Annotated in this window: 23 protein-coding genes; 9 read left to right on the plus strand and 14 right to left on the minus strand. The window is 66.2% G+C overall.

Going from position 1 to position 21,261, the window contains the following annotated elements:
- Positions 1-3: 3 nt before the first annotated feature.
- From LIW09_RS09760 to LIW09_RS09790, 7 genes are all read left to right on the plus strand, one after another.
- The gene (locus LIW09_RS09760) at positions 4-912 is read left to right on the plus strand and encodes a histone deacetylase family protein (protein WP_256647214.1); all 909 of its coding nucleotides are present in this window, start codon (positions 4-6) and stop codon (positions 910-912) included.
- Between the two features lie 64 nt (positions 913-976).
- Entirely contained in the window at positions 977-3,274 is a 2,298-nt protein-coding gene (gene lptD / locus LIW09_RS09765) for an LPS assembly protein LptD (RefSeq protein ID WP_256645436.1), read from the plus strand.
- On the plus strand, positions 3,271-4,701 hold the full coding sequence (locus LIW09_RS09770) for a peptidylprolyl isomerase (protein ID WP_425507880.1): 1,431 nt from the start codon (positions 3,271-3,273) through the stop codon (positions 4,699-4,701). Before lptD ends, LIW09_RS09770 begins: the two co-directional genes overlap by 4 nt.
- A 17-nt stretch (positions 4,702-4,718) precedes the next feature.
- Positions 4,719-5,693 (plus strand): 4-hydroxythreonine-4-phosphate dehydrogenase PdxA, encoded by a 975-nt coding sequence (pdxA, locus tag LIW09_RS09775; RefSeq protein WP_256645437.1) that lies wholly within the window; start codon positions 4,719-4,721, stop codon positions 5,691-5,693.
- Positions 5,694-5,706: 13 nt separating this feature from the next.
- A complete protein-coding gene (gene rsmA, locus LIW09_RS09780) occupies positions 5,707-6,513 on the plus strand; it encodes a 16S rRNA (adenine(1518)-N(6)/adenine(1519)-N(6))-dimethyltransferase RsmA (protein WP_256645438.1) in 807 nt (268 codons plus the stop codon).
- 39 nt (positions 6,514-6,552) lie between these two features.
- The gene (gene apaG, locus LIW09_RS09785; RefSeq protein ID WP_256645439.1) at positions 6,553-6,933 is read left to right on the plus strand and encodes a Co2+/Mg2+ efflux protein ApaG; all 381 of its coding nucleotides are present in this window, start codon (positions 6,553-6,555) and stop codon (positions 6,931-6,933) included.
- Positions 6,934-6,935: 2 nt separating this feature from the next.
- Positions 6,936-7,856, plus strand: coding sequence for a symmetrical bis(5'-nucleosyl)-tetraphosphatase (locus tag LIW09_RS09790; RefSeq protein ID WP_256645440.1), 921 nt, complete (start codon positions 6,936-6,938; stop codon positions 7,854-7,856).
- Here the strand turns inward: LIW09_RS09790 and LIW09_RS09795 are convergent.
- The 13 genes from LIW09_RS09795 to nudE all read right to left on the minus strand — a co-directional run bounded on the left by LIW09_RS09795 (position 7,841) and on the right by nudE (position 18,625).
- On the minus strand, positions 7,841-8,332 hold the full coding sequence (locus tag LIW09_RS09795; protein ID WP_256645441.1) for a dihydrofolate reductase: 492 nt from the start codon (positions 8,330-8,332) through the stop codon (positions 7,841-7,843). The genes LIW09_RS09790 and LIW09_RS09795 overlap by 16 nt on opposite strands.
- Positions 8,332-9,126, minus strand: coding sequence for a thymidylate synthase (locus LIW09_RS09800; protein ID WP_256645442.1), 795 nt, complete (start codon positions 9,124-9,126; stop codon positions 8,332-8,334). Before LIW09_RS09800 ends, LIW09_RS09795 begins: the two co-directional genes overlap by 1 nt.
- Positions 9,126-10,007 carry a prolipoprotein diacylglyceryl transferase gene (gene lgt / locus LIW09_RS09805; protein WP_256645443.1) on the minus strand — a complete coding sequence of 294 codons (882 nt, stop codon included), beginning with the start codon at positions 10,005-10,007 and terminating at the stop codon, positions 9,126-9,128. The genes LIW09_RS09800 and lgt overlap by 1 nt, the downstream gene beginning before the upstream one ends.
- Positions 10,008-10,045: 38 nt before the next feature.
- Positions 10,046-10,795 carry a TerC family protein gene (locus tag LIW09_RS09810; protein WP_256645444.1) on the minus strand — a complete coding sequence of 250 codons (750 nt, stop codon included), beginning with the start codon at positions 10,793-10,795 and terminating at the stop codon, positions 10,046-10,048.
- Between the two features lie 30 nt (positions 10,796-10,825).
- Complete coding sequence (locus tag LIW09_RS09815; protein ID WP_256645445.1) at positions 10,826-11,206, minus strand: diacylglycerol kinase; 381 nt, start codon at positions 11,204-11,206, stop codon at positions 10,826-10,828.
- A 167-nt stretch (positions 11,207-11,373) separates the two neighbouring features.
- Positions 11,374-12,609, minus strand: coding sequence for an ABC transporter permease (locus LIW09_RS09820; protein WP_256645446.1), 1,236 nt, complete (start codon positions 12,607-12,609; stop codon positions 11,374-11,376).
- Positions 12,606-13,316 (minus strand): ABC transporter ATP-binding protein, encoded by a 711-nt coding sequence (locus tag LIW09_RS09825; protein ID WP_256645447.1) that lies wholly within the window; start codon positions 13,314-13,316, stop codon positions 12,606-12,608. The genes LIW09_RS09820 and LIW09_RS09825 overlap by 4 nt, the downstream gene beginning before the upstream one ends.
- On the minus strand, positions 13,316-14,863 hold the full coding sequence (locus tag LIW09_RS09830) for an efflux RND transporter periplasmic adaptor subunit (RefSeq protein ID WP_256645448.1): 1,548 nt from the start codon (positions 14,861-14,863) through the stop codon (positions 13,316-13,318). Before LIW09_RS09830 ends, LIW09_RS09825 begins: the two co-directional genes overlap by 1 nt.
- Before the next feature lie 81 nt (positions 14,864-14,944).
- A complete protein-coding gene (locus LIW09_RS09835) occupies positions 14,945-15,658 on the minus strand; it encodes a sensor histidine kinase (protein WP_256645449.1) in 714 nt (237 codons plus the stop codon).
- A gap of 13 nt (positions 15,659-15,671) precedes the next feature.
- The gene (locus LIW09_RS09840; protein ID WP_256645450.1) at positions 15,672-16,370 is read right to left on the minus strand and encodes a response regulator transcription factor; all 699 of its coding nucleotides are present in this window, start codon (positions 16,368-16,370) and stop codon (positions 15,672-15,674) included.
- Between the two features lie 101 nt (positions 16,371-16,471).
- Positions 16,472-17,296 (minus strand): nucleoside triphosphate pyrophosphohydrolase, encoded by an 825-nt coding sequence (gene mazG, locus LIW09_RS09845; protein WP_256645451.1) that lies wholly within the window; start codon positions 17,294-17,296, stop codon positions 16,472-16,474.
- Positions 17,293-18,084: a 3'(2'),5'-bisphosphate nucleotidase CysQ gene (gene cysQ / locus LIW09_RS09850; protein WP_256645452.1), complete on the minus strand. Its 792-nt coding sequence runs from the start codon at positions 18,082-18,084 to the stop codon at positions 17,293-17,295. The genes mazG and cysQ overlap by 4 nt, the downstream gene beginning before the upstream one ends.
- Complete coding sequence (gene nudE, locus LIW09_RS09855; RefSeq protein ID WP_256645453.1) at positions 18,071-18,625, minus strand: ADP compounds hydrolase NudE; 555 nt, start codon at positions 18,623-18,625, stop codon at positions 18,071-18,073. The genes cysQ and nudE overlap by 14 nt, the downstream gene beginning before the upstream one ends.
- A 29-nt stretch (positions 18,626-18,654) precedes the next feature.
- Between nudE and bioA the strand changes: the two genes are divergently transcribed.
- The gene (gene bioA / locus LIW09_RS09860) at positions 18,655-20,061 is read left to right on the plus strand and encodes an adenosylmethionine--8-amino-7-oxononanoate transaminase (RefSeq protein ID WP_425507881.1); all 1,407 of its coding nucleotides are present in this window, start codon (positions 18,655-18,657) and stop codon (positions 20,059-20,061) included.
- Positions 20,052-20,783: a 16S rRNA (uracil(1498)-N(3))-methyltransferase gene (locus LIW09_RS09865; protein WP_256645455.1), complete on the plus strand. Its 732-nt coding sequence runs from the start codon at positions 20,052-20,054 to the stop codon at positions 20,781-20,783. The genes bioA and LIW09_RS09865 overlap by 10 nt, the downstream gene beginning before the upstream one ends.
- A 7-nt stretch (positions 20,784-20,790) precedes the next feature.
- Here LIW09_RS09865 and LIW09_RS09870 read toward each other — a convergent pair whose 3' ends face one another.
- A complete protein-coding gene (locus tag LIW09_RS09870; RefSeq protein WP_256645456.1) occupies positions 20,791-21,261 on the minus strand; it encodes a chemotaxis protein CheW in 471 nt (156 codons plus the stop codon).

The raw sequence follows: 21,261 nt of genomic DNA on the forward strand, positions 1-21,261 counted from the left end.
GTGATCCACGTCTATACCCATCCCGCCTGTTTGGGCCACGACACCGGCGACGGCCATGCCGAGCGACCCGCGCGGCTGGTCACCGTGATCCGCGCACTGGAAGCCGCGCACCCGGATCTGGACTGGCAGCAGGCGCCACGCGCCACCCGCGGGCAACTGCTGCGCGTGCATGCGGAGGCACTGCTGGAGACGGTGCTGGAAACCGTGCCGACCGGCCTGCTGCACCTGGATCCGGACACGGTGCTTTCCCCCGGCTCTGCCGAAGCGGCCCTGCGCGCTGCGGGCGCCGCCGTGGCGGCGGTGGACGCGGTGCTGGCCGGACGCACCCAGCGGGCATTCTGCGCAGTGCGGCCACCGGGGCACCATGCAACGGCAGACCGGGCCATGGGGTTTTGCCTGTTCAACAATGTGGCGGTGGCCGCGCGCCAGGCCATTGACCGGCACGCGCTGGAGCGGGTGGCGATCGTCGATTTCGACGTCCACCACGGCAACGGCACGCAGGCCATTTTCGAGCAGGAACCGCGCGTGCTGTACGCCAGTTCGCACCAATGGCCGCTGTACCCGGAGTCCGGGGCGCGCAGCGAAACCGGCTGCGGCAACATCTTCAACATGCCCCTGCCCACCGGCAGCGGCAGCACCGAGTTCCGCAGCGCCTGGCAGGCGATGTTTCCAGCGCTGGCGTCGTTCAAGCCGCAGCTGCTGCTGATCTCCGCCGGATTCGACGGCCATCGCCGCGACCCGCTGGCTGGCCTGCTGCTGGAGGCGGAAGACTACGCATGGATCACCCGTGAACTGGTGTCCATCGCCAATCGGCACAGCGATGGCCGCATCGTTTCCACGCTGGAGGGGGGCTATGACCTCACCGCACTGGCCGAAAGTTGCGTGGCGCACGTGGACGCCCTGCGCGGGTGACGGTTTGCCGCTGCCTTCCGCTTCCGGCAAGCTAGCCGCCTGTTCGCTTCCCCCCGGATCATTCGTGCGCCACGCCCTGCGCCTGCTTCCCCTGCCACTGTGCATCGCACTTTCGCTGCATGCGCACGCCGCCGACACGCACCGGCAGAGCTATGCCCTGTGCCCGATTGGCGACGCCGTTCCCGCATTCCCGGATGCCACGCAGTCGCCCGAGGGGCTAACCCTGGACCCCAGCGGCCAGCCGACCGACATCGAAGGCGACCTGCTGTCCGGCACCGACGCCAACCCGGTCTTCAATGGCAACGTCACCATGCGCCGGGGCAACCAGTTCATGGGCGCCGACCAGCTCACCTTCGACAAGGCACAGGGGCGCTATGCCGCAGAGGGCAGCATCCGCTATCAGGCCAATGGCCTGCGCCTGCGCGCTGCCAGCGCCAAGGGCGACCAGGACAGCGACACCCACTCGATGCAGGACCTGGACTACCAGCTGCTTTCACAGCGCGGAAACGGCCATGCAAAAAGCCTGAGCGTCGAAGGCGAAGCAGGCAGCCTGCGCAGCGCCACCTATTCCACGTGCCCGCCCGAGGCGCGGCAGTGGGAACTTCGCGCACACCGGATCGACATCGACAACGATCGCGGCATCGCCGTGGCCTACGGCGCCAGCCTGCACGTCGGCAAGGTGCCGGTGCTGTACCTGCCGTGGCTGATGTTCCCTACCAACGAGCGGCGCCGCAGTGGCCTGCTGTTCCCGTCGATCTCCAACTCCGGGCGCAACGGCTTCGACTGGCGCCAGCCAATCTATCTGAACCTGGCGCCGAACTATGACGCCACCCTCAGCCCGCGCGTGATGACGTCGCGCGGGGGGCTGCTGGGCGGGGAGTTCCGTTATCTCGACGCAACCGGCAACGCCACGCTTGAGACGGTCTGGATGCCGCACGACAAACTGCGCGACCGCAGCCGCGGGATGGCCCATCTGGAAGGCGTGCAGGGGCTTGCATCCAACTGGCAGGCACGGGCCGACATCAACTGGATCAGCGACCCACGCTACTACGAGGATTTCAGCAACAGCATCGACGGCCTGTCGCAATCCACGTCCTACAGCACGATCGGCGTGTATGGCCACGGCCGCGACTGGGTCGCAGGGGTCAGTGCGGATCATTGGCAGCTGGCTGACTTCATCCTGTCGAAGGCCGTGCTTCCGTTCGATCGCCTGCCGCGCGCCTATGCAAGCTGGGAGCATCGCCTGGGCAGCGTCTTCCGCTACGGAATCGATGCCGAAGCCGTGCGTTTCCACCATCCCACCGAAGCCGCAGGCGCGCGCATCGACCTCAAACCCTGGATCAGCGCCCCATTGGAAGGCGATGCGTGGTTCCTGCGGCCCACCCTGGCTTGGCGCCACACCGGCTATTCGCTGGACCACGCGCTGGGCCAGGCGCTGGGGGGTAATTCACCGTCGCGCGGGCAGTCCATCTTCAGCTTCGATAGCGGTCTGATCTTCGACCGCGAAACCCGGTTCAAGGGCAAGGATTACCTGCAGACCATCGAACCCCGCCTGTTTTATCTGAATGTGCCCTATGTGGACCAGAGCGACATGCCGGTGTTCGACACCCAGCCGCTCACCTTCAATTGGAACCAGTTGTTCCGCGACAACCGCTATTCCGGCGCCGATCGCCAGGCCGACGCCAACCAGCTGACCCTGGCGGTCAGTACGCGCATGATTCGGCAGTCCGACGGCCGCGAGCGCTTCTCCGCCAGCCTGGGGCAAATCCGCTATTTCAGGGACTCGCGCGTCCGTCTGCCCAACGAACCCATCACCGAGAAAGGCAGTTCGGCCTGGGTGGCGGACGCCAATTACGCGCCCACCGACCGCTGGACCTTCGGTGCGTCCTATCAGCGCGATCCGAAGTTCCAGCGCACCGACCTCGCCAGCGTGCGCGCCCGCTACCTGCTGCCTGGCGATGGCGTGTTCAACCTGGCCTACCGCTACCGCCGCTCGCTGCTGGAACAGGTGGATATCTCGTTCCTGTATCCCATCAACGAACGCTGGAGCGTGGTCGGCCGCCAGTACTACTCGCTGCGTGACAGCCGGACGCTGGAAGGGCTGGCCGGGGTGCAGTGGGACAGCTGTTGTGTTGCCGTTCGGCTTGTAGGCCGCCGATACGTGGACAATCGGGTAGGCGAGATGGGCAACACCATCATGTTCGAAATCGAACTGAAGGGGCTTGGCTCCGCCGGCCAGGACACCCGGCGCGCCTTGCGCCGTGCCATCCTCGGCTACAATCGCGACGATCTCTACCTGGTGCCGCCGCAGACAGCCACGGGCCAGCCTTCCCCGCCCGACAATGCGAACGCCACTCCATGACAGCAACCCATCGCCCGCGCGCCCCCCGTTTCCTGCTTGCAGCGCTGCTGCCCATGCTCCTGCTTGCGGGCAGCGCGCTGGCGCAGGAACCCGCCACCGCCCAGCCCGTGGACCGCATCGCTGCAGTGGTCAACGAGGACGTGATCCTGCACAGCGAACTGGAGCGCGCAATCGCCAATATTCGCAGCCAGTACGCCGGCCGCGAAAGTCAATTGCCTCCAGATAACGTGCTGGAACGCCAGGTGCTGGAGCGCCTGATCCTGATGCGCCTGCAAATTGCGCGCGCTGTCGATGCCGGCATCAGCGCCACCGACCAGGACCTGGAGCGCGCCGTGCAGGGCGTGGCCCAGCAGAACAGCATGAGCGTGGATGATCTGCGTGCACGCATTGCCAGCGACGGGATGAGCTTCGCGGATTTCCGCAACAACCTGCGCGACGAAATCGTCACCCAGAAGCTGCGCCAGAGCTTTGCCCAGGGCCGCATCAACGTCAGCGAAGGCGAGGTGGATGCCGCGCTGGCCAACGCCTCGGCCAGCGCCGCCCAGCAGTTCCATCTCGCCCACATCCTGGTGGGCACCCCCGAGAGCGCCACGCCCGAGCAGATCGCCACCGCGCAGAAGAAGATCGACGGCGTGAAGGCGCTGATCGAGAAAGGCGAAATGACGTTCGCCGCCGCCGCCGTGCGTTACTCCGACAGCCCCAATGCACTGGAGGGCGGTGATCTCGGCTGGCGCGGCCTGAACGAAATACCGCCGGCCTTTGCCGCCGCGATCCAGCAGATGCACGACGGCCAATTGCTTGGCCCCATCCGTGGCTCCAATGGCTTCCAGCTGCTGCAGATGATCGGTACCCGCACCCAGGCCGCCGGCAGCGGCGAAAAGCTCACCCAGTACTCGGCTCGCCAGATCCTGGTGAAGGTGGACGACAAGACCGACGATGCCGCCGCCAAGGCCAAGGCCGACACGCTGGCAGCACGCCTGGCCGGCGGTGCGGAGTTCACCAAGCTGGCCGCTGAAAGCTCCGACGATGCCACCACCCGCCGGCGCGGCGGCGACCTCGGCTGGTTCGCAGCCGACACCTACGGCACCGCGTTCGGCATCCAGGTCGCCTCGCTGTCGGACGGCCAGACCTCCGCGCCGTTCAAGACCGACGCAGGCTGGGTGATCGTGCAGCGAATCGGCACCCGGGAAATCACCGCCAGCGACGAAAACATGCGCGCCCAGGTGCGCGAAACGATTGGCCGCCGCAAGCTGGAAGACGAGTGGAACCGCTGGCTGCACGAGCTGCGCGGCGAAGCCTTCGTCGATGTTCGCGATGCCGAAGGCCATTCCACCCGCGCAGCATTGCCGGAGACCGCCAAGGAGCGACACAAGGTTTCGGCGGAGGATATTCCTTCTTCGGATATGAACAATGGCGACGGGTTCTGACAAGCCGCCTGTGCACCATGCGCCCTCGCCTTGCGCTGATCCCGGGTGAACCTGCGGGCATCGGCCCGGAACTCGTCGTGCATGCCGCCCAGCATGCATGGGTCGCCGAGCTTGTCGTGTTCGGCGACCCGGCGATTCTGCAACGTGCCGCAAGCGCGCTCGGGCTCCCTCTGCACCTGCATCGTCGCGGCGAACAGCCCCGCGACGCGCGCAGCCTTGAATGCATCGCCATCCCGCATCCGGTGGACGTCGTCTTCGGCACGCCGGAGCCCGCCAATGCGGCCTCGGTGATTGCCACGCTGACCCGCGCCGCGCAGGCCTGCCTGGAGGGCGAGGTGGACGGCATGGTGACCGGCCCGGTGCACAAGGCGGCCATCAATGCGGGAGGCATTCCCTATACCGGCACCACCGGCCTGCTGGCCGCGCACGCCGGCTGCGAGGTGGTGATGATGCTGGCCAACCCCGCCATGCGCGTCGCCCTGCAGACCGTGCACCTGCCGCTGCGCGAAGTGGCCGACCGGATCACCCCGGATGCACTGGCGCGCACGCTGCGGATCGTCGAAGCGGCCCTGCGCAACCAGTTCGGCATTGCCGCACCGACCATCGCCGTGCTCGGCCTCAACCCGCATGCGGGCGAAGACGGCCATCTGGGGCGCGAGGAACTGGACATCATCATTCCCACGCTGGAGCGCCTGCGCCTTGATGGCCTGCAGCTGGTCGGCCCGCTGCCGGCCGACACGGCCTTCCTGCCAGACAAGCTGTGCGCTTTCGACGCGGTGCTGGCGATGTACCACGACCAGGGCCTGCCGGTGCTCAAGCACGCCGACTTCGCCAACGCGGTGAACCTCACCCTCGGCCTGCCCTATCCGCGCGTGGCGGTGGACCATGGCACCGCGCTGGATCTTGCCGGTACCTGCAAGGCCGATCCGTCCAGCCTGTTCGCCGCGATCCGCTGCTGCACGCAGTTGGCAACGCATCGGCTGCGCACCTGATGGATCCATCGCCATGAGTACCGGCTTCACCGAACCCGCCAAGAAGCATCTCGGCCAGAACTTCCTGCACGAGAAAAGCGTGATCGACAAGATCGTGCAGGCCATCCATCCACAACCCGGCGACGCCATCGTCGAGATCGGCCCCGGCCAGGGAGCACTGACCTTCCCGCTGCTGAAGGCGCATGGCGAGGTCACCGCCATCGAGTTCGACCGCGACCTGCACGCGCCGCTGCAGGCGGCGGCGCGCGAACACGGGCAGCTGCACCTGGTCGAGGGTGACGTGCTGGGCGTGGACTTCAGCGTGCTGGCCGCGCAGCGCGGCGACGCCAACGGACGGATCCGGCTGGTCGGCAACCTGCCCTACAACCTCAGCTCGCCGATCCTGTTTCATGCGCTTGATCACGCCGCGGTCATCCACGACATGCATTTCATGCTGCAAAAAGAGGTGGTGGAGCGCATGGCCGCCGGCCCCGGCAGCAAGGTGTATGGGCGACTGTCGGTGATGCTGCAGGCGTATTGCACGGTCACGCCGCTGTTCATCGTTCCGCCGGGCGCATTCCGACCCGCGCCCAAGGTGGACTCGGCCATCGTCAGGATGATCCCCAAGCCCGCAGAGCGCATCGACGTGGCCAATCGCGGCGTGTTCGCCACCGTCGTCCGGGCCGCCTTCGGACAGCGCCGCAAGACCTTGCGCAACGCACTGGGCGGGGTTGCTGGCAGCGCACAGATCGAAGCAGCGGGGCTGCGCCCGGACGCGCGCGCCGAACAGATCGAGGTCGCTGGCTTCGTGCATCTGGCCAATCTGCTCGCTTCTGCCTGAGCACAACCAGCGCAGCGTGCAGCCCGCTAGAATGGCGGCATGAGCAGCAACAATTACCAGTTCGATATCGACGTCGATGCCCGTTTCCTGGATGACCAATCCGCGCCCGAAGAAGGCCGCTACGTGTTCGCCTACACCATCCACATCCGCAACCAAGGCAAGGTTCCGGCACGTCTGCTGGGGCGCCACTGGCTGATTACCGATGGTAACGGCAAGGTGCGTGAGGTGATCGGCGACGGCGTGGTGGGCGAACAGCCATGGCTGCGTCCAGGGGAAGGGTTCGAATACACCTCCGGCGCGGTGCTGGAGACGGACATCGGCACCATGCGGGGCAGTTACGACATGCTGGCCGATGACGGCACCCGTTTCGCGGCACCGATCCCGGCGTTCACCCTGTCCATCCCGCGGACATTGCACTGACGATGGCCGTCTGGGCAATCGGCGACCTGCAGGGTTGCTACGACGTCACCCAGCGCCTGCTGGAACGCATCCGCTTCGATCCGGCAGTCGATCGGCTGTGGTTCTGCGGCGACCTTGTCAATCGCGGCGGGCAATCCATCGAGACGTTGCGGCTGGTGCATTCGCTGCGCGAGGTCAGCCAGGTGGTGCTGGGCAATCACGATCTCTCGCTGCTGGCGGTGGCCGAACGCACGCCGGAGGAGCAGCGCCGGGTGAACCCCGACCTGCAAGGCGTGCTGTTTGCAGACGATGCGCAGGCGCTGCTGGGGTGGTTGCGTGGCCGCCCGCTGTGCCACGTGGACCGCACGCTGGGGTGGATGATGGTGCATGCCGGCCTTGCGCCGAAATGGACCACGCAACTGGCCGAGCGGCACGCGCGCGAAATCGAGGCACGGCTGCGCGGCGACAACTGCCGCAAGCTGCTGAAGAACATGTATGGCGACGGCCCGGACTGGTCGCCGCGCCTGCAAGGCAGCGAGCGCGACCGCGCCATCATCAACATCTTCACCCGCATGCGTTATTGCAGCCCGCGCGGGCGCATCGCCTTCGAACACAAGGGCGCGCCCGGCAGCCAGCCGCCCGGCCTGTATCCGTGGTTTTCCGTGCCTGGCCACGCCACGCGCGACCTGAAAATCGTGTGCGGGCACTGGAGCACGCTGGGACTGTTCATCGGCAATGGCGTGCATGCCATCGACACCGGCGCGGTGTGGAGCGGCAAATTGACCGCCCTGCAGCTGGATGCCGAGGACCTGCACATCGTGCAGGTTCCGGGCCGCGACGTTTCCGCACCGCCACCCAAGCAGCGCGGATTCAAGCACCGGCCTGCAGCGGGGCAGCGTCGCCACGATGGCGCGCCTCCGCAAGGCGGTCAGGCGCGCTCGTAATCCACGAAGTCGAATGCCAGCGCGTTCGCCGCGTCCGCCGGATGCGGTTGGCGGGACACTTCTCGCCACCGTGCCGGTTCGAAGCGCGGGAAATACGCATCGGCGCCATCGACCCGCGCATCGACATGGGTCAAGTGCAACCGGGTCGCGCGCGCCAGCGCCAGCGCATACACCTCGCTACCGCCGATCACGCACAGCTCGCCGCCTTGGTTGGCGGCGATTTCCATGGCTTCATCCAGCGAAGCCACCGCCTGCATCCCCTCGAACGGCACCTGGCCGCTGCGGGTCAGCACCAGGTTGCGCCGCTTGGGCAGCGCGCGCCCCAGCGATTGCGCGGTCTTGCGTCCCATCAAGATCGGCTTGCCCAGGGTCAGCGCCTTGAAGCGCTTGAGATCTTCCGGCAAATGCCAGGGCAGCGCGTTGCCCTTGCCGATGGCGAAGTTGCGATCCAGCGCGGCGATGAGGGAAAGCTGCATCACACCGCCACCGGCGCCTTGATCGCCGGCCACGGGTCGTAGCCATCGATGACGATGTCCTCGAACTTGAAACCGAAGATGTCCGTCACCTCCGGAGCCAGCCGCAGCGCCGGCAACGCGCGCGGCGCACGCCCCAACTGCTCGCGCGCCTGCTGAAAGTGGTTGGAATACAGGTGTGCGTCACCCAGCGTGTGCACGAAATCGCCCACGCCCAACCCGCACACCTGCGCCACCATGTGGGTGAGCAGCGCATAGCTGGCGATGTTGAACGGCACGCCGAGGAAGATGTCGCCGCTGCGCTGATACAGCTGGCAGCTGAGCTTGCCGTTCGCCACATAGAACTGGAACAACGTGTGGCAGGGCAGCAGCGCCATCCTGGGCAGGTCGCCGACGTTCCAGGCAGACACTATCAACCGACGCGAATCCGGGTTGCGCTTGATCTCATCGACGACCCCGCGGATCTGGTCGATTTCGCAGCCATCCGCACCCTCCCAACTGCGCCACTGCTTGCCATAGACCGGGCCAAGCTCACCGTTCTCATCGGCCCATTCATCCCAAATGCCGACCTTGTTGGCGTTGAGGTAGTCGATGTTGGTGCTGCCCTGCAGGAACCACAGCAACTCATGGATGATCGAGCGCAGGTGCAGCTTCTTGGTGGTGACCAGCGGGAATCCCCGGGCCAGGTCAAAGCGCATCTGCCAGCCGAACACGCTGCGCGTGCCGGTGCCGGTGCGGTCGGACTTTTCCGTGCCGTGCTCCAGCACGTGCCGGAGCAGCTCCAGGTATTGCCGCATCAGCGCGGCTCCGGCTGCAGGGTAGGCGCGCTGCGCGACTTCCACAGCCAGAACAGGCCCAGCACGATCAGCGGCGTGCTCAACACTTGGCCCATCGTGACCCAACCAAACGCCAGGTAGCCCAACTGCGCGTCAGGTTCACGCACGAATTCCACCAGGAAGCGGAAGCACCCGTACAGCAGCGCAAACAGGCCAGATACGGCAAAGCGGGGGCGCGGCCGGCGCGAATACCAGACCAGCACGCAGAACATCACCAGGCCCTCCAATGCAGCCTGATAGAGCTGCGACGGGTGGCGCGCGAATGCGTTGAGGACGCCGCTGTCGAAGTAGGTTCGCAGCGTGGCCGAATCCATCGAGGCAAACGGCTCCGGCAGCGCGCGCGGGAACACCACGCCCCACCCGTCGAACAACGTCCCCTGCGTCGGCTTGCCCCACAACTCGCCGCCGACGTAATTGCCGATGCGGCCGAAGCCCAGGCCTGCCGGCACCAGCGGCGCGATGAAATCGAGGGTATCGAACACGTGCAGGCGGTGCCTGCGCGACCACCAGATGATCGCGACCAGCACGCCCAGCAAGCCGCCGTGGAAGCTCATCCCGCCCTGCCAGACGCGGAAGATCAACAGCGGATCTTTCAGGAATTCGCCAAAGTCGTAAAACAGGATGTAGCCGATCCGCCCGCCCAGCACCACGCCGAGCATCGAATAGAACATCAGGTCGCCAAACCCGTTGTCATCCACGCCCGGCAGCCGCCCGGCGCGCACCCGGCGGCGGCCCAGCCACCAGGCCATGGCAAACCCCAACAGGTACATCAAGCCGTACCAGTGGACTTTCAGCGGTCCCAGCGAAATGGCGATTGGATTGATCTGGTGCAGGACAGGCATGCGTTGCGACTCCGGGGTCCGGGTTCAGGTCGGGAGGACTACCACTCGCCGGCGCCCGGAACTCGGTGTGCCGCCGCCTTGCGGCGCATCAACAAGTTCAACCACTCCACCAGCACCGAGAACCCCATTGCGAAGTAGATGTAGGGCTTGGGCACGTGACTGCCCAGCCCATCCAGGATCAGCACGCCGCCAATCAGCAGGATGAACGCCAGCGCCAACATCTTGACCGTGGGGTTGGCGTCGATGAAAGCCCCCAGCGGATTGGCCGCCAGCAGCATGATCGCGACCGCCGACAGGATGGCGAAGACCATGATCGGGATGTGCTGGGCGATGCCCACCGCGGTGATGACCGAGTCCAGCGAAAACACGATGTCGATGACCGCAATCTGCGCGATCACCGCCCAGAACACCGACGAGGCCTTGGTGGTGCGGGGATCTTCGTCCTCGCCACCGCTGATCAGGTCGCGGATTTCCAGCGTGCCCTTCACGAGCAGGAACGCACCGCCAAGGATCAACACCAGGTCGCGGATTGAAATACCCATCCCGAACAAGACGAACAGGTCTTGCGACATCCGTGCCAGATGGGCCAGCGTGATCAGCAGCAGGATGCGGGTGATGCAGGCCACCGCGATGCCCAGCTTGCGCGCCAGCGGGCGCTGCGCATCAGGCAGCCGCCCGACCGCAATGGAGATGAACACCAGGTTGTCGATGCCCAGCACGATTTCCAACGCACTCAGCGTCACCAGCGTGAGCCATGCATCGGGGGAAGCCAGGAAACTCAGGTCCATTCGATTCTCGTCAAGTCAGGCAGCGCGCGCTTACAGGTAGCGCGGCAACAGCAGCAGCGCCCACACCAGCACCACATTCATCATCAATACGAACACGGCCGCCGAGCCCATGTCCTTGGCGCGCCCGGCAAGGGGATGGTGTTCGGCGCCGTAGCGCTCGATCACCGCCTCCATCGACGAATTCATCAACTCCATCGCCATCACCAGCAAGCAGCTGCCGATCAGCAGCACGCGCTCCACGCCGCTGCCGCCCATGTACCAGCCCAGCGGGCCCAGCACGAGGAACATGCAGACTTCGAGGCGAAACGAGGATTCATGCAGCCACGCCGCGCGCAAGCCCAGCATCGACCATTTCGCGGCGCGTAGCACGCCCGCCGGCCCGCGCGGCAGGTGACCGTACAGATCAGCCATGCGCAAGCACTCGGTTGCGGACAGACAAGATGGAAATGCTGGCAGGCATCAGTCGAAACGCAGTCGGCAAGGCAAGCGGCATTCTGCCACAAGCTCCGTTGCAGCCGTGTTCCCCGTCATTCAGCGAAGGCAAGGCAGCCCGCCGATCCGCTGCGGAAACGACGGCGTCACTGCGAGCGCAACGCCTCGATCGGATCCAGCAGGGAGGCCTTTCGCGCCGGGTAATAACCGAAAAACAACCCGGTGCAGATGGAGAATGAGGCAGCCAGCAGCACCACCTGTGCATTGAGCTGGATCGGCAGGTCGCCGAATTTGTTGACCAGCAGCGCGCCCACCACGCCAATGGCAATGCCGATCACCCCGCCGATCAGCGAAATCAGCATCGCTTCGGCCAGGAACTGCCGGCGCACGTCGGACGGACCCGCGCCCACTGCCATGCGCAACCCGATTTCACGGATGCGCTCGGTCACCGAGACCAGCATGATGTTCATGATGCCGATGCCGCCGATGATCAGGCAGATGCCGGCCACCGCACCCAGCAACTTGGACATCAGATTGGTGGTGGCGGTTCGCGTCGCCACGATCTGGCTGATGTTGCGCACCGCGAAATCATCGTCGGCGCCCGGCTCGATCTTGTGCCGCTGGCGCAGCAGGCTCTCGATTTCGGCCTGCGCGCTGTCCAGATTGCGCGCATCGTCCACCCCCACGGCGATGGACTGCACCGCGCCCGGCGGCATGCCCTGCGACGTTGACAGCCGACGGCGCGCGGTTTCCAGCGGCACCACCACCACGTCGTCCTGATCCTGCCCGAAGCCACCTTGTCCCTTCGACGCAAGCACGCCAACCACGGTGAATGGCACCCGTCCCAGCCGCACGGTCTGGCCGATGCCGACGTCATCCCCGAACAATGCCTTGCGCACGGTCTCGCCGAGGATGACGGGCTTGACGCTGCCGCCGTAATCGCCCGCATCAAAGCCCTGCCCCTGCGCGATCTGCCAGTCATTGATGGCAAACCAATCCGCCTGCACGCCCTGCCATTGGGTGGATGCGTTGTTTTCCGCATACACCACTTGCGTACCGCCGCGCAGCGAGCCGGCAACGTATTGCACCTCGGGCACCTCGGTGCGAATCGCCTCCACGTCGCCATCGGTCAACGTCCACCGGCTACCCTGTGCCGAACGCGCGCCACCCGGCCCCATGCCGCCGGAACTGCCAATGTCGAGCCGCTGCGAGCCAAGCCCTGACACCATCTTGTCGATTTCGGCCTGGGTTCCCTGGCCAATGGACACCATCACGATGACCGCGGCAATGCCGATGATCACGCCCAGCGAGGTCAACGCGCTGCGCATCCAGTTGCCACGCAGCGCAAAGAACGCGGTGCGAAGGATGTCAAGGAGCGTCATGCTGCCTCCGCCTGGCGCTGCTCATGCAGTTCGCCGTCACTCATGACATAGGTGCGGTTCGCGTGCGCCGCCACTTGTGCATCGTGGGTAATCAGGATGACCGTGTGCCCGCCATCGCGCAGTTGCTTGAACAAGCCCAGGATTTCTTCACCGGTCTTGCTGTCGAGCGCGCCGGTAGGCTCGTCGGCCAGCAGGATCGGCGGCTGGTTGACCAGCGCGCGGGCAATCGCCACGCGCTGCTGCTGGCCGCCGGACAACTCGTTGGGAAAATGCCCGGCGCGCGCACCCAGCCCCACCGCTTCCAGCGCCGCCAGCGCGCGGCGTCGGCGCTCGGCCGGCGGGATCTGCGCATAGCCCATCGGCATCGCCACGTTGTCGGTGGCGTCCATCCGCGGCAGCAGGTGGAAGCCCTGGAACACGAACCCGATCTTGTCGCGCCGCAGCTTCGCCAACTGCTCGGCATCCAGCGTGGCCACATCCACGCCGTCGCATTCGCAGCTGCCGGAGGTCGGCGTGTCCAGGCAACCCAACAGGTTCATCAGGGTGGATTTCCCGGAGCCGGACGGCCCCATGATCGCCACGAATTCCCCGCGCTCGATACGCAGATCAACGCCGCGCAGCGCCACCACCTCGGCCTCGGTGCCGGCGGCATAGACCTTGCCAAGGCCGCGCGTCAGGATGGCCGGTACTGCATCGGCTGCCGCCATCACTTGCCTCCCGTGACGGCACGCTCGCCGGAGATGAACAGGTCACCTTCCTTGAGATCGCGCCCCGTCACTTCGGTAGTGCTGCCATCACTGGCGCCCAGCTTGATCATCACCGCCTCGGGCTTGCCGTTCACCAGCTTGTAAACGGTGACGCGCTTGGCGTTGAGCTGGGCTTCAATGGCGGCATTCCACTTGCCGCGCCGGGCATCGTCCAGCGTCGTCACGAACGCCGCAAACTGCTGGTTCAGGCGGTCGCGCATGCGTGAGCGCATCTGCGCCATCATCGCAGCGTCGCCACCGCCGTTGCCCTGCCCGCCGAAGCGCATGCCGCCGCCGAACAGCCGGCTACCACCACCCTGCTGCGGTTTTGCCGCCTGCTGCTGCGCTGCGCGCTCGGCCTGGCGCTGCTTCATCTCCGCCAGTGCGGCATCGAATGCGGCGGTCTGCTCTGCATTCAGGCCCAGCGTCGCTGCCAGCTGCTGCAAGTCGCCGCTGGCATCCGCGCTGCGGCCGGCGGCCGGCGGGCCATTCGGCTGCAGATCGGCCAGCGCGGAGCCTTCTGCAGGCTTGAAGCGCAGCGCGGCGTTGCCCAGCTTGAGCACGCCATCGCGCTTGCTGACCTCGATTTCGGCGTTGACGGTCAACCCAGGCAGCAAGGTGCCATCGCTGTTGTCCACCGACACCACCACCGGATAGGTCACCACGTTGTTGGTGGTCGCCGCGGCCATCCGCACCTGTTGCACAACGCCCTTGAACTGCCGATCCGGGAACGCATCCGCCGTGAAGCTCACCACCTGCCCGACCCGGACCTGGCCAATGTCGGACTCATCCACCGCCAGCTCGATCTTCATCTTCGACAGATCTTCCGCAATGGTGAACAACTCCGGCGCCGAGAAACTGGCGGCCACGGTCTGGCCCGGATCGATCTTGCGGGTCAGCACCACCCCATCCACCGGCGAGCGAATCACCGCCCGGCTGATATTCACCTCGGTGTTTTTCAACGATGCGGTCTGTTGGCGAATCATGGCCTGCGCCGAATTCACCTGCGCCCTCGCCTGATCCAGCGCTGCCCGCGAGAGGTCCAGGTCGCTGCGCGCGATGAGCTTCTGCGCCGCCAGTTCATGCTTGCGCTGGTTGTCCAGCGTGGCGTTGCGCAAGGTGGCCTGCGCTTGCGCCAGCTGCGCGCGGGCACTGGCGATCTGCGCATTGCCCTGTTCCATCTGGGCCTGATAGGTGGACGGGTCGATTTTCGCCAGCACATCGCCCTTCTTCACCGGTGAATTGAAGTCCACCAGCACATCCGTGACCTGGCCGGAAATCTGGCTGCCCACGGTGACCGTGGTGATGGCACTGAGCGTACCGGTGGCGGAAATTGCCACGCGGATATCGCCGCGCTGCACCGCTTCGGTTCGGTAGCCTCCGGCAGCATCGGCAGCGCCGCGCTTGCTCCAGAAATGCCAGGCCCCGGCCACCAGGACGATGGCGACAACCGCAAGGCCGACCTTGCGCAAGGGAAAGGGGCCGCGGAAACTGCGTGACGTGGGCATAAGGAAGGCGGTCTTGGAGTATTGACGGCTGAGAACGCACCGCAGCGCGCCCGGTTGACAGCCGCATCGCCGATCACGCCATCAGCCCTTCAGCGAAGCCCCGAACAGGATGCTCGCACGCGTGCCGTGCCCCGGCACGCTGGTCAGCAACAGGGGCCACTCGCAGCGTTGGCCCAGGCGGTACGCAATCGAGAGCCCCAGCCCAGGGCCGCTACCGGGCTGGCCATTGCCCCGGAAGAACGGCTCGAACGCGCGCGCCAGCGTGGCGGCATCCATGCCAATCCCGGTGTCTTCCACGTCCAGCCGGTCGCCCAGCAGGCGCACCCGCACCTCGCCAACGTCGGTGAATCGCAGCGCATTGCCCAGCAGGTTGCCCAGCATCACCTCCAGCACCCGCGCCGGCGCGTGCACCACGGGCTGGGCCAGGATCTCCAGCTGCACGGCCAATCCCTTGCTCTGCAGCTGCGGCTGCACCCGCTCCACCTCATGCCGCACTACCGTCAGCACCGGCACGTCTTCGGCATCCAGTGCACACAGGTCGCCGCGCGCCAGCAGCAGCAATGCATCGATGATCGCCTCCATTCCCGCGACCGCACCGTGGATGCGTGCCAGCGAACGCCTCGACGCGTCGGACAGCCCCGTGTCGTGGGCAATCAGATCGCTGGCCACCCGGATCACGGTGAGCGGCGTGCGCAGCTCGTGACTGGCATCCCGGGTGAAGTCCCGCTCACGGCGGGCTGCCGCATCCCGGGAATGCGCGCCAGTATCGGGGTCGGGGTGCGACGCAGTGCTCATGGCATAGGGCCTGTCACGCCAGATCCGCAACCCTGTAACCGGCGCTTTGGACCGTATGCAACAGCGGCCGATCAAACGGCTTGTCGACGACCTTGCGCAGGTTGTAGAGATGGCTGCGGAGGGTATCGGAATCCGGCAATGCGTCGCCCCAGATTTCGCGCTCGATTTCCTGCCGCCCCACCACGCGCGGCGATTCCCGCATCAGGATGGTCAGCAGGCGCAGCGCAATCGGCGAAAGCTGCAGCTCGCACCCGCTGCGGGTGGCACGCAGCTGCGACGGATCCAGCGATAGATCACCCACCTGCAGCACTTCCGCACCCACTTGGCGGCGATCACGGCGGATCAGCGCGCGCAACCGCGCTTCCAGTTCACGAATCGCAAACGGCTTGGTCAGGTAATCGTCCGCCCCGGACGACAGGCCGTTAAGTTTCTCGTCAAGGGTGTCGCGCGCCGTCAGCATCAGGATCGGCGTGGATTTCCGCGCCTCGTTGCGCAGCCGCTTGCACACCTCGATGCCATCCAGCCGCGGCAACATCAGGTCAAGCACGATGGCGTCATACGTGTTTTCCGCCGCCAACCGATAGCCGTCCAGTCCGTCGGCCGCGAAATCCACCTCGAAGCCGCGCCCTTCGAGATATTCGCCCACCATCTCGGAAATGTTGCGGTTATCCTCGACAATCAGGATCAATCCGGCGTGTTCCTTTTCGCGCATGTGCCTGCCCAATCCAGGGATTTGCTGCGTCCTACGATGCCCACTTTGAAGTAGATGCCACGTGAAGGCGGCAGTCGCGGCGCGCGCCTGCCCGGCGCCGGTCACTCCGGATGTTCAGCGGCCTTGACCAGGCCCCAATAGCGGTCCTGCTCGTCCAGCGGCTTGCCGGACAGCCCACCGCTGGCGGCGGCCAGCGCCTCCATTGCGCGAAAGCGGCGTTCGAACTTGTGATTGGCCCGGCGCAGAGCGCTCCCCACATCGACCCGGGCATGCCGCGCCAGATTGGCGCAGACGAACAGGATGTCGCCGAGTTCATCTTCAAGGCGGTCGCGCGCGGCGGCATCCGCCGGATCGGCGGCGACCGCATCGAACTCGGCACGCACCTCTTCGACTTCCTCGCACAGTTTGTCCAGTACCGGCGCCGGCCCCGGCCAGTCAAAGCCGATCTTGGCCGCCTTGTGCTGCAGCTTGATCGCGCGCTGCCACTCCGGCAGGCCGCGGGCGATGCCGGCCAGCGCCGAGGCGTCATCCTCGCCCCTGGCCAACCGCTCGCCGCGTTTGCGCGCTTCCCAGTCCAGCAACTGCGCGTCCGCATCCGCAAAGCCGCTTGCCCCGGCAAACACGTGTGGGTGCCGGCGGGTCATCTTGTCGCAGATCGCAGCCACGACATCGGCGAATTCGAATGCGCCCGCTTCCTGCGCCATGCGCGCATGGAAGACTACCTGCAGCAGCAGGTCACCCAACTCGTCCTTGAGATCATCCATGTCGCCGCGGTCGATCGCATCGGCAACCTCGTAGGCTTCCTCGATGGTGTACGGCGCGATGGTCTTGAAGCTCTGCTGCAAATCCCACGGGCAGCCGCCGCCGGGGTCGCGCAGCCTGGCCATGATTGCCAGCAGATCGCCAACGCTGCGCGATTCGCTCATGCCGGCAGCCGGTTGCGCAGCGCGCGGTCGCCCAGCGCAATGAAATCGCCATTGAGCAGCGTATCGCGCTGGTTGTAACGAAACGGCCTGCCTTGCAGGTCCAGCACGGCACCACCCGCCGCTTCCAGAATGGCCTGCCCGGCGGCGGTGTCCCACTCGCTGGTGGGGCCGAAGCGCGGATACAGATCCATGTCGCCTTCGGCGATGCGGCAGAATTTCAGTGACGAGCCGCAGCCCAGCACTTCGCTGCCGGGCAGCGCATCCAGCAACGCCTGCGTGCGGTCATCGCGATGCGAACGACTGGCAGCCACCCGCAGCGGCGCAGCGGCCGGGATGCGCGCATGGATCGCCCGGTCGATGCCATTCCCGCGCCGGAATGCCCCCTGCCCCGGCACGCCATGCCACAGCGCGCCGGTGACCGGCTGCTGGATCACGCCGAAGGTCGCCACGCCCTCTTCCACCAAGGCGATGTTGACGGTGAACTCGCCGTTGCGCTTGACGAATTCGCGGGTGCCATCCAGCGGATCCACCAGCCAGAAACGTCGCCATTGCCGGCGCTGCTCGATGTCGATCTGCTTCGACTCCTCCGACAGCAGGGGAATGTCCGGCGTCAGCGCGCGCAAGCCCTCCAGGATGCAGCGATGCGACGCCAGATCCGCGGCGGTCAACGGGGACTGGTCGTCTTTTTGCTGAACTGCAAACTCGCCTTCGTAGATCGCAAGGATCCCGGCAGCCGCCCTGTGCGCCAGGTCGATCACGCCATCGCGCAGGGCATCATCCAGTTGCATGTTGTTTCAACCATTCGCGGACGATGAACAGGGCCGCGATCGAGCGACCTTCCGAAAAATCTTCCTGCAGGATCAGTTCGCCAAGATCCGCAAGTTTCCAGGGCACCACGTCAAGCGCTTCGGGTTCGTCGCCCGGCAGCCGTTGCGGGTACAGGCCGCGCGCCAGCACCAGATGGGTCTGGTGGCTCATGTACGTCGGCGCCAGGGTCAGGCTGCGCAGCACCGTCAGCTCGCACGCGCCGTAGCCGGCCTCTTCCATCAGCTCGCGGTTGGCCGCCTGTTCGGGCGTTTCACCGGCATCCATGCGGCCTTTCACCAGCCCCAACTCGTAGCGATGCACGCCGGCCGCATATTCGCGCACCAGCAGCACGGTGTCGTCGTCCAGCATCGGCACCACCGCCACCGCACCGTGGCCGCGCCCATGCAGGCGCTCGTACAGGCGGCGCTCGCCGTTGGAAAACTCCAGGTCGAGCCGTTCCATCCGGTAGGGGCCGGCATCGTGCTCGGTGATGCCGTGGATGATGGGCAGGGGGTGGTTCATGCGGCCGCACCAATGGCGATAATGGCGGAATGAAAGGACTTCACGATGCCAACATGATAGCCGTCGACGGTGATTGGCGCGCACGCGATCTGGCGGTGCTCTGGCATCCGTGCACGCAGATGCGCGAACACCCCGATGCGCTGCCGCTGTTGCCGGTGGCGCGGGGCGAGGGTGCGTGGCTGGTCGGCCACGATGGCCAGCGCGTATTGGACGGCGTCAGCAGCTGGTGGACCAACCTGCACGGCCACGCCGAGCCACGCATCGCCGAAGCCATTGCCCGCCAGGCGCGCACTCTGGAACAGGTGATCCTGGCCGGCTTCTCGCACGCGCCCGCCGTGGAATTGGCCGAACGCCTGCTTGCCCTCGCCCCGCGCGAGGCCAGGCGCGCGCCGCTGTCCAAGGTGTTTTATGCCGACAACGGCTCGTCGGGCGTGGAAGTGGCGCTGAAAATGGCCTTCCACTGGTTCCACAATCGTGGCATCAAAGGCCGGACGAAATTCATTGCCTTGGGCAACAGCTATCACGGTGAAACCCTGGGCGCACTATCGGTGGGCGATATTCCCTTGTACCGCCGCGTGTATGCACCGCTTCTGCTGGATGTGTTGTTCGCACCTTCGCCTGATGCCTTCGGCGCGAGCGACGAAGACACCGCGATTCGGTGTGCCGATGCTGCCGCCGACGCACTCGCCGAGCTGCTGGCCGCGCATCCGGATGCCGTGTGCGCGCTGATCCTGGAACCCCTGGTGCAGTGTGCGGGCGGCATGCGCATGCACCACCCGCATTACCTGCGCCGCGCGCGCGCCCTGTGCGACGCGCACGGCGTGTTCCTGATCGCCGACGAAATTGCAGTCGGCTTTGGTCGCACCGGCACGCTGTTCGCCTGCGAGCAAGCCGGCATCCAGCCCGACTTGCTGTGCCTGTCGAAAGGACTGACCGGCGGCTTCCTGCCGCTGTGCGCCGTGCTCGCCACCCAGCAGATCTATGACGGCTTCCTCGACGACTCGCGCGAACGCGCCTTCCTGCATTCGCACAGCTACAGCGGCAACCCGCTCGCTTGCGCGGCCGCGCTGGCCTCGCTGGCGATCTTCGAGAGCGACGACGTGCTTGCGCGCAATCGCGTCACCGCCACAAGGATGGCCGCGCTGGCCGCGCCGCTGAAAGCCTACCCGGCCGTGCGCGAAATTCGCCAAACCGGAATGATCGTCGCCATCGAACTGCAGCCGGAACCCGACAATCACGACGATGGGCACGCGGTGGAAATCGCCGGTCGCCGCGGCCTGCGCATGTACCGCAAGGCGCTGGAGGCCGGCGTGTTGTTGCGCCCGCTGGGCGACGTGCTGTACTGGATGCCGCCTTACTGCATCGATGATGCGCAACTGGCCTTGTTGGCAACGACCACTGCTGCGGTACTCGAGGAAGCCTGCCCATGCGCCTGACCCGCAGTCATCTCGCCCAACCCCTGCACGTGGGGGAAACAGTGACATTGCCGGAAGGCGTGGCTGCCCACCTGATTCGCGTGCTGCGCCTGCAGCCGGGCGATGCCTGTGTTCTGTTCAACGGCGATGGCCGCGATTACCAGGCCCGTCTTGCAAGCGTCGGCAAGCGCGAGGCGCGCGCTGACATCGTCGGGGTCGGCCACGCAGACAACGAATCCCCGCTGCGCATCAGCCTGCTGCAGGGCATCGCCCGTGGCGAGAAAATGGACTGGATCCTGCAGAAGGCCACCGAGCTGGGCGTGGCGCGCATCCTGCCGGTCAACAGCGAGCGCAGCGAAGTGAAGCTGGACGCACAGCGAGCCGAAAAGCGGCTTGCGCACTGGCGTGACGTGGTGATTTCGGCCTGCGAGCAGAGCGGCCGCGCCGTGGTGCCCGACGTCCTTGCACCACAGGCACTGGCGCTGGCGGCGGCAGGCTGCGACGGCCACGGTTTCCTGCTTGATCCAGGCGCGGAAGCATCGCTGTCGTCGCTGCGTGACAGGCCACCCGGCGCCTGTACGCTGGCCATTGGCCCGGAAGGCGGCTGGTCGCCGCGCGACCACGATCAGCTGCGTGCTGCCGGCTTTACGGGCCTGCGCCTGGGTCCGCGCGTGCTGCGCACCGAAACCGCGGGCATCGCGGCGATTGCCGCCCTGCAGGCGATTGCGGGCGACCTGGCTTGAGCGGCGATCAGGCCACCGCCGCCAGCACCGTGATCAACTCTTCCTCCAGCGCGACCAGGTCGGGCACGATGGCATCATTCTCACCCAGCCGCACCCGCGCCAAGACGCCGGCCGGCAGTTCGCCGTCGTCGTCCACGGTTGCAAGCGCCGCCTCGGTCACGGTCACCAGACGCGGGAAGCCCTGGGTCAGCATCGCGAAATAGGGATGCTTGGCATCGCCCCCCAGCGCCTTCAACACGATCACCTTGCTGCCCAATCCGCCTTCCTCGGCAGCAATGCCGGCGAAGCGCGAAAACGACAGCAACGGAAGCTGCCAACCGCGCCAGCGAATGCGTCCCAGCAACCATGCCGGCGCATCCGCCACCGGATCCGGCGCGGCAAACGACAATACTTCGGCGATGGTGGCGTTCGGCAACAGCAGACGCGCATCTGCAACCTGGATCAGCACGCCTCGGATGATGTGGGTAATGTCGGACAT

Source organism: Thermomonas paludicola (assembly GCF_024498955.1).
GTDB classification, from domain to species: Bacteria; Pseudomonadota; Gammaproteobacteria; order Xanthomonadales; family Xanthomonadaceae; genus Thermomonas; species Thermomonas paludicola.